Origin of the sequence: Methanosarcina sp. DH2, from assembly GCF_020804225.1 — an archaeon.
Lineage (GTDB): Archaea > Halobacteriota > Methanosarcinia > Methanosarcinales > Methanosarcinaceae > Methanosarcina.
The window spans coordinates 61,527-73,901 of sequence record NZ_WJBI01000014.1; the positions used below are offsets into that span (position 1 = coordinate 61,527).

Genomic DNA, 12,375 nt, shown 5'->3' on the forward strand with positions numbered 1-12,375 from the left:
AATACTATATTAAGGAATCTATTAGCAAGGTCCAAAGACAGATATTTATTTCATGAAATATCTATCGAAGAAAACCCTATAAAAATATCAATAAGACAGTATAAGGTTGACCCGAATCAATTATAAATACGGAAATATTAAACACGAAAACTTTTTATTACACTCACAACTGAAGTGAAAAAACCATGAAAGTCCACTGCCTCCAGCACCTTAAAAATGAGACCCTTGGAAATATAGGGACCTGGGTGTCCCTGAGAGGGCACAGCCTGACAAAAACCCTGCTTTATGAAAAACCTGTCTTTCCTGAGCCTGAAGACTTTGATTTGCTCCTGATAATGGGCGGTACAATGAGTGTTTATCAGGAAAAGGAGTTCCCATGGCTCAAGCCTGAAAAAGAGTTTGTAAAAAAGGTAATAGATACAGGCAAACCTGTGCTTGGAAGCTGTTTTGGAGCACAGATGATTGCAGAGGTTCTCGGAGGAAAAGTTACCAGAAGTAGGTTCAAGGAAATAGGCTGGCACAGGGTGAAATTTTTACCAGGAAAAGACACGAACAATGAGGAAGGGATAAGCTCAGAGTTCCCTCCAGGCTTATTTCCCGAATTTACTGCTTTCATGTGGCACGGAGAAACTTTTGAAACTCCCGCAGGCGCAGTAAGACTTTTCGAAAGCGAAGCCTGCCTGAATCAGGGTTTTATTTATAGAGGAAACATTCTCGGGCTGCAGTTTCACCCTGAAGCTGACAGGCAGTGGATAGGGAACCTTATAGAGGATTCGGGGCACGAGCTTGTTGAAGGAAAATTCATCCAGTCTAAAGAGGAAATACTCAGGCATGAACATTTTCTTGGAGGCTCCCGAAATATTGCTTTTTCCCTGATGGACTGGTTTGAGAAAAAGTGTGAAAATTGAGGTAGAGGCGAAAAGGTCATAATATGAAATAGGAGCTTAAAAAGATAATCCTGTGTTTAAAAATCAGGTAAGCCTGGGCATTAATTTAAATCCAGGCATTAATTTAAGTTCTGTTCAAGTTAATTTCTGCTTATTTTAAGAAGTCTGCGAGAGCTACTCTTTCGATCACGAGTTCCGGGATATGTTCTTCTCCTGAGGCTTCTATTTCTGCATCTGTAATTTTGAAGAGAGAAAGGATCCCTTTCCTTTTCGCACTGGAATAAGCAAGCAGTTCAGAACACGGTTTTTCTTCGATAAGATTCTGAAGTTCGGAGAAAGCAGGAAGCAAATTATCCATTTTTCCAAGCAGCACGAAAACCGCATTATTTTCTCCTTCATGCAGGCCTATAGAAAAACTCCTTTCAATCTGCCTCTCTCCGGCTGCATAACGCATGATCTCGATGCCCGGGTCTTTTGCAACGTTCCTACCTGCTGCGACAGCTCTGAGAGCCTTCCCTACTGCAAAATGAAGGTGTCTTTCGCCCGCGACAAGGTCGGCATTCAGACCCTGGATTGTTACTCTGTTTTCGGAAGCTGTTGTATTTATTGTCTTTAGAAAACCGGGAAGGTTCGGGATTCCCACCGCTCCGCAAATAACCTGGATTTCCCTTTGCATTTCCATACTCCTGCCATATCCCGGACTCTACAATAAGGGTTTCGGTTGAGGAAAATGTGTGATAAAGCAAGCAGGCAATCTGGACCTGATATAAAGGTTTTTATTCTTCCAATGTATAAACTTAATGACTAATAAAATTAATGGAGTAGTTATATATATATTATAAAAGTCCCTAATATATTTTGCACTTAAACAGTTCGGAGAGCTAAGTCCATATGTCTCCGGGAAGGTGTTAAACATAAAAAATAATAGGATCAAGTCAGAGTTATGTTTCTGTTCAGTTATTCCGTCCAATGGCCTTACTGCGATCTATAAGGAAGCGGAAGAAAGGACAGAGCTTACAGCAGCTTATATTAAGGCAGGGCTGCAACAAAACGAGCGCTGCATCTGGCTTGTCCCGAACCCTGAAAGTGCAGAGTTAGCAAAAGATTTGCTTGCAAACTCGGAGCTGGATATCGAAAACTGCATAAAAACAGCAAGGCTCAAGATAATCCCCCTGCAGGAAGCGGCAGCCGTTTCTGTCAAGCAGCCTGAGGTTTCAGAGATATATTTTGATTGGAAAGCAGGAGCTCCGCAAAAAGAGATTATTAAGTTTATCCATACAGGAAACTGGCGGTACCTGCGCATCAACCTGGAAGTTAAAACGTTTGGAAAATCAATTACCGGCTCCCTTAAAGAATTAAGACGTATCCTTGCTGAAAATATACCTGAAAAGAAAATCAGGTCACTCTTTATGATTAAAGAGGAAGATCTTTCCCCAGGGGAGGTTTTCGACCTTATAGAAGCCGGGGAAAAATTGCTGACAAGAAGAAACGGAAAATGGAAATTTCTCAGAATAAAGCAAGAAAGTCCGGACAAAAAGTTTAAGACATTACTTGAGAGTTCAGGGGACTCCATTCTCATACATGACATGAAAGGCAGGGTTCTGGAAGCAAACCATGTAGCCTGTGAAATCTTCGGATATACACGTAGCAAAATGCTCGGAAAGCACATTAAAGATTTACGGACCAATATCCACCTTACCGAGTTCGGACAGCAGATAGAGAAGCTAAAACAAACCGGATATTTTATTTTTGAAATGGACTCCCTGAGGAGAGACGGCACGGTTATTCCTCAAGAAATCAACAACAGGCTAATTGAATACGAAGGAGAGGCAGCCGTAATATCCATCGGAAGGGACATAAGTGAAAGGAAGCATACCGAAGAAGCCCTGAGGGATTCGGAAAGAAAATACCGGATGCTTTTTGAAGAGTTTCCCGGAGGAATAGCCCAGTTCGATACAGAGGGAGTAATTACTCTATGCAATGAAAGCTTTGTGAATCTTGTTGGAAACCATGAAAAGGAAAAAATCAGCTTAAATTTACTTAATCTTTTAGAAGAAAAAAATCCTGAAGAAAAAAATCCTGAAGAAAAAAATCCTGAAGAAAAAAATCCTGAAGAAAAAAGTGCCACACACCTCCCAGAAGTTCCTGTACACTATGATATGAAGTACATATCTGGCAATAAAAATGGAGGGAATGGAAGGATACCTGTTGCGATAACATACAAGCCTCTAATGTCTGAAAACTCAGGACTTGCCGGAGGCATCGTACTTGTAGAGGACCTCACTGAGGTAAAGAGGCTGGAAATTGTAAGGCTTCAGCAGATCGAGTCTCTTCGAAAACTAGTGGATTCAATACCTGTACCCGCCTTTTGTAAAGACAGGAATGGAATATATATTGCCTGCAACAGGGCTTTTGAAACTCTTATGAGGATGCAAAAAAAGGAAATCCTGGGGAACTCTCTTCGTAGTTTTACCTCTCCTAAATTTGCTGAAAAGTACCATATAATGGATATAGAACTGGTAAAACATAAAACAACCCGGGTCTATGAAACCTCTTTAAAGTTTGCTGATGGTTCTGTACACCAGGTAATGCTCAACAAGTTCGTATTTAGCGGCGTGACAGAAGAAGACTCGGTGCTTCTCGGTATTATAATTGACATAACCGAACGCAAGCAGGCTGAAGAGAAAATGCTTCAGGCAAAAATGGCTGCTGAAGCTGCAAACAAAGCAAAAACCACTTTTATTGTCAACATGAGCCACGAACTGAGAACTCCCCTGAACGCGGTTATAGGTTTCTCAGACCTCCTCTTAAGTGAAACTTTTGGTCCTCTTAACGAGAAACAAAAGAGGTATACTGAAAATATTTCAAAAAGCGGTAACCATCTTCTTGACGTAATCAATGATGTACTGGATATCTCAAGGCTTGAGCTGGGAAATATTGAGCTTTATTATGAAACAGTGGACGTACCCGGAATAATTGAAGAAGTTCAGAGAGTACTCTCTCCCCTCTCAGTTGAGAAGAATATCAGTATAGAAACTAATATTGGACAGGGATTGAAAACCATAATTGCTGATAGGGTAAAGCTCAAACAGATCCTTTACAATATTTTGAACAATGCAATTAAGTTCTCTTCCGAAGGCGGGAAAGTAAATATCGCTGCAGAGCTTCGGGAAGATATGGTTGAGATCAGTGTAAAGGACGAAGGTCTCGGCATACACGAGGTTGACTACGAAAAGGTTTTCCAGCCATTCGTACAGATCGATGAGTCCATATCCAGAAAACACGGAGGGGTGGGGCTTGGACTCGCACTCGTCAAAAGGTTTGTCGAACTCCATGGAGGGAAGGTATGGGTAAAAGCAAGTCCCGGAAAAGGCAGTACCTTCATCTTCAGAATTCCGAAAAGACCTGAAAACAAAATCCAGGAAAAAAATGCTACGAATTACTTACAGGTCTTGTATAACCCTGAAATTGAAAAGGAAGAGGAAAGAGTTAAAGAAGAAATAAAATTAAAGGTAACCTGAGAGTTAAAGAAGAAATAAAATTAAGGGTAACCTGAGAGTTAAAGAAGAAAAAATTAAGGTTAGTTTGAGGAAAATAATATTATGGGATAAGAATTAAAGTTAGGAAAAAATAAAAAAGAAAATAAAAGAAAAGCCGAAGTTTCAGTATGGGCCCTGAATTATCAAACATTTGAGAACAAACTCAACCACAAGTAACCCAAGCACCACCATTAAAAAAAGAATAAAAAGGTTGAGGATGATCTGGCCGACTTTTGTCCTGACCGACGCCAGTTCATACATCTGGATTCCCATATATAAATATGAAATGGACGATATATAACCATTTGGAAATCCCCATACTTACCTGAATAGTTGAGCTTGAAAATTCAGGTTAACAAAGAAGTTTCAGGCAATTGCTTTTTTAGCGACCTGCTCTTCGCTGCAATTATCTTCTGCTGATCAGCCTTTTGTTACATTTTATTATTAATGCTCTTCCATTACTCCTTTTTGATCCTTTTCTTCAATTACCTTGACAAAATGTCTGTCTGATAAATCTTCTTTTCCGGACCAGAAAATTGCTTTATGGTATTTCCATACATCAGGGTCAAACTCAAGAATGCCTACATGGACAACAAGTTCAAAGACAAACCAGTAACCTGCAAGCAGATGCCCTAAACGGATCAGTCCCAGAGCATCAATGTTAAGCAAAGGCGCAATATACCAGGCTGCAGAGAGAATCCAGCCGGAGATAGGGATCCCTAAAGGAGCCCAGGCAATATTGTAAAGCACTATTCCCGTTATGGCAATAACAGCAATTGCAGTGCTTTCTAAAATAATAAGCAGCTTGAGCAGGGGATGAAGTTTCGTGACATAATGTCCCTTGCGTTCATCATAAACCGTAAAAGCAGGGTACTTGCCTTTCCCGAAAAAATTCCTGACAATACCGAACAGGCGTTCTGCATCATCCTCTCCGAACATGTAGGATTCCCTGAAATGCCTTATTCTATCCCTAAAACACAACCTCTGCCCTTCGCAGGAAAAGACATTATAGGGGACCAGAAGCCAGTTTGCGACCAGGAAAAAAGGAACTGCAATCATGTGTAGAGTCCGAGCTGTATGAAACTCCATGAAATCCCAGCCAAAATAAATCTTGAACCCTGTGATAAGAAGGGTAAACATAGCAAGTAAATGAACCAGATGAGTAACCCTCTCAAGCCAGGTGTACCGTTCAACGACCATCCTTCTGGAAGCAGGTTTCTCAGCAGACCGTACCATATCAAGCCTCCTTAAAGCACCCTGATTATCTGATCCGGATGTTTTCCGGTTCGATCAATTGTATGGACCGCACATGCGAGACAGGGGTCATAGGAGCGGGCGGTATGCAGGATACCAAGAGGGTTTGCATAGTCTACCCCGAGGGCATTTTCAGCAGCTGAGATTTTAGTTCCTATGAGAGCCTGCTCAACAGGGCTCGGAATTCCCTGCGCGTTCCTTGGAGCAAGGTTCCAGGTACTCGGAACCACAGCCTGGTACAGAGTGGTCATGGAGTCCGGACCTGTAGCAATCCAGTGCCCGAGAGCTCCACGCGGAGCTTCCCATAAGCCCATCCCTTCCGAGTCCTTTGCCATGGAAAGGTCGGTATGCACTGCAACCTTTGCATCTGGCTCCAGATCCTGTAAAATCCATTTCATAAGTTCCGGGATAACTACAAGGATCTCCTGCATTCTTGCAATCATTCGGGTATAGTTATTTGCAGGAGAGTAGCCGTTTTCCTCAAAGGCCCTCACCAGTCCTGTAGTGAGAGGTTCCCCCATAATCAGAAGACGGGCAAGAGGTCCAACCTCACAGGGAATACCATCGTAATGGGGAGCTTTTGCCCAGGAGTAACGGCTTTCCGACCCTCCCGTGTAATTGATTTTATCGGGATCTCCTTCGGGGACTGTAATCCCATTCCAGGGGGCTCGATCTTCTTCCTCATCAACATAAAATGAATGGGTAATATTCTCCGAAATCTTCCTGTAATCGAATTCTTCAAGTTCCAGATGCCCGTTCATATGACCTGAAGGAATGACCCTGTCATCCGCAGGGCTTCCAGGGTCATACCCATCCCCTTTCTCAGGCTTGAAGAAGAGTCCATAAGAGAGAAAACCGATTTTATCAGGGTCACTGTAACCTCCTGCCCGATCCATTTTCATACTGATAGGCAGGTCAAGAAGCTGTTCCCCTATCAGTTCCGAGCCGAAAGCCGCAAAAAGAGGGACGTCTCCCCAGCCGGAGGAGTGTGAAAAATCATTGCTGGCAAGGGAATTCCCCAGAAGTTCCTGCAGGCGTTCCAGGAGGAAATCGACAGCGTTTTGCGGAGAAGAAGCCCTGTAAGTATTTTCAATCCAGGTATCGGGAGAAACTCCGAGAGTAAATGTTTCAACAAACTCTGCAGTCTTCGAGACATAAGCTGCAAGTTCTCCGATATCTCCTATGTGTGGAGAGTAAACCACTCCTCCTACATGCTGCAGGACAGAATGAGGCATCTTGCCGCCGAAAAGGGAAATTGCTTCATGCAGGCGGCGAAGTTCGCCTATAGCACCAAGGTAAGAAGAGCCAGCAGGATGACGGATACCATTGTACTGATTAACCAGAGGCGCAAAACGCCCGGATAATTCCCCCCATACTGCGCTCCCCATATCTCCGTGCTGTATCAGGATATCATGATAAGCAGGGTTTGCAAGGTCCGGACCCCAGAGCACATAGATATGGGCAGCATGGCTTGCAATCAGATTCATTCCCTGGTGAATATTCCGCATAACAAGGGCATCTTTGGGGACCTGGTCAGCAACCCCGAAAAGGTCATCCAGAGCATTTGCTGCAGCTATGCTGTGGCATACAGGACAGACCCCGCAAATCCTTTCGGTCATAAGTGCTGCATCCCTGGGGTCATGCTTCTGAAGAAGCCTCTCAAAACCTCTAAAGAGCAAAGCATTGCTCTGGGCATCGGTAATCACGCCGTCTCCGTCAACCTCGGTGTTGATTCTGTAATGCCCTTCAATTCTTGAAACCGGGTCTACGGTTACCTGAACCATTATTTTTCATCTCCTGTTTTTTCTGGAGCATGTTCTTCAGAAATATCCTTTTTTTCCTCAGGCTTTTTCAAAACAGTCCTCCTTATGGCGTGAGCACCTGCAGCAAGAAGCGCCCCTCCTATTGCCACGCCTGCTATAGTATCGAGATCGGTACCGACAATTCCGGTATCTTCAATCTCCACGTAAAAAGGTCTGGTGCTGTCAGGAAAACCTGCCTGCACGCAGCCGATACAGGGAGAGCCTGCCTGCGGACAGAAATTGCGGTGTCCGTTCCAGTGGCGAGTGGCACAGTCGGCATGGGAATAGGGGCCCTTGCACCCCAGTTTCCAGAGACATTTTTCTCCCCCAACAGTAAGGTCAAACTCTCCACGGTCATAGAATCCGCGGCGTGGGCAGTTATCGTGCACTGTATGGTCAGGAGGGTAGAAAACTTTAGGACGTTTCCATCTATCCAGCACCTCAGGTAAATCTTCAGGCACCCTGATCTTCCTCAGGGCAAGTGCCCCTATCGTCAGAAAAACCCAGTCCGGATGAGCAGGACAACCATTGATATTAATTACCGGAGTATTGATACTAAGTAGATCGACAATACCCTTTGACGAGTCTTCAAGAGTAAAAGCAATCCCGCGGTGATCCAGAAGCTCACTCACGTCGCTCTCAGCAGCATTTACTCCACTATGGGTCGCACACTGCCCTATTGCAACAATTACCGAGGCATTTTTTGCAGCTCTCTCGTAAACCTCTTTATAGGGCCTGCCTCCAAGGATCAGATATTTCCCTGAGCCGTCAGGCCCATTCGGGACTCCACCCTCAGAAATAAGAATATAGCCTCTTTCGTGTTCAAGAATCTCATCCAGCAGGATTTCAGAATTCAGTTCACTGTTATTTGCTGGCTTTCCATCCACGAAAATTCCCTGCTGCATCATGAGAACTTCCTGATAAAGCAGATTTAGATTAAAAATCTGGAGTAATTCTACAATATCAGGGGATTCTCCGTCCAACATTGATATGCTGCAACCAGTACATTCTACCCCATGGAGCCATACTATTTTAGTTTCAGGGAGTTCATTAAGGGCTTTTGCCATATCGCTTTTATATGTTTGTAAAAACAGCGAGGCCCCCAGTACCCCAACCGCCTTTATAAAGGTTCGGCGGTCCATCATCATGAAATCAAGATTTTTAAACTTTTCAAGTAAAGATTCTCCACTCGTTCTACTTCCCCCGAAGAAAATAAATAATTTTTATATAGAAATATAATAAAACATAAACCCTATTGTATTAAAAGACTATTACGCCCTTGAACACGGTCATCCAAACTGTATAACCACCACCTGTCATGGCTATTCTTCAATTTATTAAAGCAGTCTAATTACATTTAAAAAAAATATGGTTTTTTCTAAAGATTTATATATTTTAATGACCAGTTTATATATTGAAATTTTAAATCTAGTATCTGCAGTGTAATATGGAAAAAACAATATGCGCTGCATACTATAGGGAGTAGAATTATGGATAATGTGGGGAATAGAATATGACTATTGGGGACGGTCACGATTTAAAATCGTCGAGGTTTGCAGGCGACGAGGTTTTAGAGGCTTGCTATGACAAAGAAAAGGTTCTTCGCAGAGGCGATAGCGGCTCAGCAGTAAAAAAAGTTCAGGAAGCTCTGATAATTCTGGGCATTCCTGTGCCCAAAGTTGGAGCCAATGGTATCTTTGGCGACGAAACTGAGCTGGCTGTCAGGAGCTACCAGGAGGCACGCGGCTTGAAGGTTGATGGGGTAATAGGGCAGGATACTATAGAAAGTCTGGACGCGGAATTCCCCAGGGTAGTACAAGAACCTTCAGTTTCACCAGCAACAGAACCATATGTTTCTGAGGTTCCAACTCCATTGGAACCGGAGCCTCCGGTTAAACCACCCAGGGCATCTACGGTTAGACTATCCGGGGACTATCCGGAACCTGTAAGAGCGCCTCCGGTCCCGATAGTAGAGGAGCCTCAGGTTCCGCCAGTACAGGCTCCTGTTGTAGAGCGAGTAAGTGCGCCTGTGATCGAACCGGTAAAGGCACCACCTGTTCCGCCTGTACCGGAGGTATCAGCTCAACCAGAGAGTGCAGCCAGGCGTTTAAAAACAACACCGCCTTCAACTGCACCTGTAACTCCACCTGTAACTCCGTTGCCCCCGCAGGCTGACAGCCAGGGCAGAAAATTCCATTCGTCAGGGATATGGAGTGGGGATAGTTACTTTGAAGTCCAGGGTGGCCAATCAATGCACTTTGAGGTGAAAAATATCCATGCTCTTGCATCAACTATCCGGATAAAAGCCAATACTGGAGAAGCTCAAGAAGCTATGATTTTGTCTCAAACAACTGCCACTTTCGAATTCTCCATGGTTGGCAAAGAGCCTTTTAACTGGAGATTTGAGATTGAAACGGATAGTGATGATACAGCTTTACTTGAGTGGTATCTCTACAGTACCTGGGTACCAGGAGATCCAGATAATTTTTGAGCGGAAAGAAAAAATCTTTCCTTTTTTTAATTTGCCTGCTCAGCACGTTCTTTAAGCGCCCGGTTCATCTCGTTAAAGCTACTTTTCGTATCTTTAAGCAATTTAGTAGAAAATGGGATCAGTATCCCGTTAAATTCCTCATGTTGAATGAAACGCACCTGATTCTCATTCAGTGGTTCGATGATAAAGCTGTGCTCGCCGTCAAATATCCAGGGGATAAAAAGACGTCCCAACCAGCATAATTGTCTTTCAGGCCTCGCGATAAGAACGGTTGGATGCAATGTCATAATGAGATTTCCCGCACGCATCTTAGCTGTCAGCTTTTCACCTGGACTTGGAGTTCCGGTCATATTCTGAATAGAGGGATTCCACTGAGGATATGCCTTGAAATCGAGTAACACCTGCCACACCCTGGAAGCAGATGCGTTAATGACTGCTTCAGCCTGAATATCTTTATGAGTAACAGATGTATTTACAGAGACAAGCCTTACTACATGGAGAACTAATAGGAAAAAAAGCATTCTTATTATTAATTTGATAGTAGATTTTGACATTGTTTTCCCCCTCGTTTATAAAATTATCAAATAAATATATTAGATTAAAAAGAATCTGTTAATTTATCAAATAAGTATATTAAATTAAAAAGAATCTGTCAATATATGATTTGTATCTTTATATTGATCTTTCATTGATTTTTGTATAGTTTATCAAAAATAAAGAAATTCTGCCAATAAATCAATGAGAAAGGGTTTTGAGATAAAACAGAAAAAAGCCAAAGCAAAAATCAAAGCAAAAATTAAAGCAAAAGTCAAAACAAAAGTCAAAAAGAAAAACCAAAAAGAAAAACCAAAACAAAAGTCAAAACAAAAGTCGAAAAGAAAAACCAAAAAGAAAAACCAAAAGTTACAAAAAATAGATTAAAGAGTGTAAGAAAGCTCGTCCCTGATAAGCACTATAGTTTCATCCACAGCCTCGAGGACTTCAGGACTGATATCACAGGAAATTTCAGTAGCTAATTCTCCGATTTCTATCCCTATTACTACAATTTCCGGAAGCGACTGTACCTGCTCTCCAATTCTCAAAACATCGGTAATTGTAAGGTCGTGCACAGAGACAAGGGTGTGCGGTTCAGCACCTTTTATCAGGTCCCTGCCTTCGATACGATGTATCGAACCTGTCCGACTGCCTGTCAGAACTGCATCGACTATTATGACTTTTTTCGCACCGTCAAGCAAGTTAAGGAGATCAAGCCCACAGACACCTGCATCCGCTATATCAAGGCCTTCGAGTCCTTCAAGTTCCGTTTTTTTAAGGGCTTCGATAACTTTCAGGCCGACGCCATCATTGCCCATTAGAGGGCTTCCGCAGCCCAGGATTCGGACAGGAGCATGTAATATAGACATATTATCACTTTAAAGAGTTGATTATGTGTTTATTATTCTTTTTTAGCTATTGTATTTTTCTAGCTATCGTATTTTTCTAGATATGGTACTTTTCTAGCAACTTTAGATCCATGCAAATCTATATGCCTATATTACATTCCTTGCATTCTTCCCGGGCTCTGGAATTCCCTGAACGTTAATCTTTTACGACTTCAGAAGGCGTATCGGACGAATCGTGCCAGAGTTCCCTGTCAGGAAGGTGTTTTGGATTGGGCTTAACAATTTCCACATAGTGAGCATCTGACAGGTCCTCTTTTCCGGACCAGAAGATTGCTTTGTGATACTTCCAGACGTGCGGGTCAAACTCAAGGATACCCACGTGGACAACCAGTTCAAAGATAAACCAGTACGTCAAGAGCAGATGAGAGGCCCTGAGGAACTGCAGGGAACTCATCCCGAATGAAGGTGCAATCAGGTCTCCTGCAGACAGGACCCATGAACCTATAGGGAGCCCGAAAAGTGCCCAGTCAAGCCTGTAAAGTACAACGCCTGAAACGGCAATTGCAAAGATGGCGGTGCCCTCAAGCACAATAAGGATCTTCATTACGGGATGAAGTTTGGTTTTGTAGTGTCCCGACACTTCATCATAAATGGTGAATGCGGGATACTCACCCTTTCCGAAGAAATTGAGGATTATTGCTTTCAGGCGTTTTGCATCTTCAGGACCGAAGACATAATGGTCCATGAAATGTGCCAGTTTCTCCTGAACTCCACCTTCGCTTGAAGAGAAGATGTTGTACGGAATAAGGATCCAGTTCACTGCAAGCAAAGCAGGAACCATGATCATGTGAAGGGCGCGGGCGTTGTGGAAACTCATAAAGTCCCAGCCTGCGTAGATTTTTAACCCGGTAATGATGAGCACCAGCATTGCCACAGCATGGATGGTGTGGGCCGTCCTGTCAAGGACGGTATAGCGCTCAACAACCATCGGGTTGTCTTTGGATTTCATCTATAGGTCGC

The 12,375-nt window shown here is 43.2% G+C and carries 12 protein-coding genes; 4 read left to right on the top strand and 8 right to left on the bottom strand.

The window, feature by feature from the left end:
* The first annotated feature begins 185 nt into the window (after nucleotides 1-185).
* Complete coding sequence (locus tag FXV91_RS14105; RefSeq protein ID WP_229391330.1) at nucleotides 186-908, top strand: type 1 glutamine amidotransferase; 723 nt, start codon at nucleotides 186-188, stop codon at nucleotides 906-908.
* 130 nt (nucleotides 909-1,038) lie between these two features.
* Here FXV91_RS14105 and cgi121 read toward each other — a convergent pair whose 3' ends face one another.
* Nucleotides 1,039-1,563: a KEOPS complex subunit Cgi121 gene (gene cgi121, locus FXV91_RS14110; RefSeq protein ID WP_229391331.1), complete on the bottom strand. Its 525-nt coding sequence runs from the start codon at nucleotides 1,561-1,563 to the stop codon at nucleotides 1,039-1,041.
* A gap of 229 nt (nucleotides 1,564-1,792) precedes the next feature.
* On the opposite strand from cgi121, the gene FXV91_RS20275 reads away from it, so the two are divergent.
* Nucleotides 1,793-4,408 carry a PAS domain S-box protein gene (locus tag FXV91_RS20275; protein WP_229391332.1) on the top strand — a complete coding sequence of 872 codons (2,616 nt, stop codon included), beginning with the start codon at nucleotides 1,793-1,795 and terminating at the stop codon, nucleotides 4,406-4,408.
* 141 nt (nucleotides 4,409-4,549) lie between these two features.
* Here the strand turns inward: FXV91_RS20275 and FXV91_RS14120 are convergent, their stop codons facing one another.
* The 4 genes from FXV91_RS14120 to FXV91_RS14135 form a co-directional block, all read right to left on the bottom strand.
* Nucleotides 4,550-4,699 carry a hypothetical protein gene (locus tag FXV91_RS14120; protein ID WP_229391333.1) on the bottom strand — a complete coding sequence of 50 codons (150 nt, stop codon included), beginning with the start codon at nucleotides 4,697-4,699 and terminating at the stop codon, nucleotides 4,550-4,552.
* Between the two features lie 171 nt (nucleotides 4,700-4,870).
* On the bottom strand, nucleotides 4,871-5,662 hold the full coding sequence (locus FXV91_RS14125; protein ID WP_229391334.1) for a cytochrome B: 792 nt from the start codon (nucleotides 5,660-5,662) through the stop codon (nucleotides 4,871-4,873).
* An 11-nt stretch (nucleotides 5,663-5,673) separates the two neighbouring features.
* On the bottom strand, nucleotides 5,674-7,464 hold the full coding sequence (locus FXV91_RS14130) for a nickel-dependent hydrogenase large subunit (RefSeq protein ID WP_229391335.1): 1,791 nt from the start codon (nucleotides 7,462-7,464) through the stop codon (nucleotides 5,674-5,676).
* On the bottom strand, nucleotides 7,464-8,630 hold the full coding sequence (locus FXV91_RS14135) for a hydrogenase small subunit (protein ID WP_229391336.1): 1,167 nt from the start codon (nucleotides 8,628-8,630) through the stop codon (nucleotides 7,464-7,466). Before FXV91_RS14135 ends, FXV91_RS14130 begins: the two co-directional genes overlap by 1 nt.
* Nucleotides 8,631-8,995: 365 nt before the next feature.
* Between FXV91_RS14135 and FXV91_RS14140 the strand changes: the two genes are divergently transcribed.
* Nucleotides 8,996-9,973: a peptidoglycan-binding protein gene (locus FXV91_RS14140; RefSeq protein WP_229391337.1), complete on the top strand. Its 978-nt coding sequence runs from the start codon at nucleotides 8,996-8,998 to the stop codon at nucleotides 9,971-9,973.
* A 26-nt stretch (nucleotides 9,974-9,999) separates the two neighbouring features.
* Here the strand turns inward: FXV91_RS14140 and FXV91_RS14145 are convergent, their stop codons facing one another.
* Entirely contained in the window at nucleotides 10,000-10,527 is a 528-nt protein-coding gene (locus tag FXV91_RS14145) for an SRPBCC domain-containing protein (protein ID WP_229391338.1), read from the bottom strand.
* A 184-nt stretch (nucleotides 10,528-10,711) separates the two neighbouring features.
* On the opposite strand from FXV91_RS14145, the gene FXV91_RS14150 reads away from it, so the two are divergent.
* The gene (locus FXV91_RS14150) at nucleotides 10,712-10,894 is read left to right on the top strand and encodes a hypothetical protein (RefSeq protein ID WP_229391339.1); all 183 of its coding nucleotides are present in this window, start codon (nucleotides 10,712-10,714) and stop codon (nucleotides 10,892-10,894) included.
* Here the strand turns inward: FXV91_RS14150 and FXV91_RS14155 are convergent.
* Nucleotides 10,891-11,376: a hydrogenase maturation protease gene (locus FXV91_RS14155; protein WP_229391340.1), complete on the bottom strand. Its 486-nt coding sequence runs from the start codon at nucleotides 11,374-11,376 to the stop codon at nucleotides 10,891-10,893. The two genes, FXV91_RS14150 and FXV91_RS14155, sit on opposite strands and share 4 nt — an antisense overlap.
* A gap of 175 nt (nucleotides 11,377-11,551) precedes the next feature.
* The gene (locus tag FXV91_RS14160) at nucleotides 11,552-12,364 is read right to left on the bottom strand and encodes a cytochrome B (protein ID WP_229391341.1); all 813 of its coding nucleotides are present in this window, start codon (nucleotides 12,362-12,364) and stop codon (nucleotides 11,552-11,554) included.
* Nucleotides 12,365-12,375: the final 11 nt, after the last annotated feature.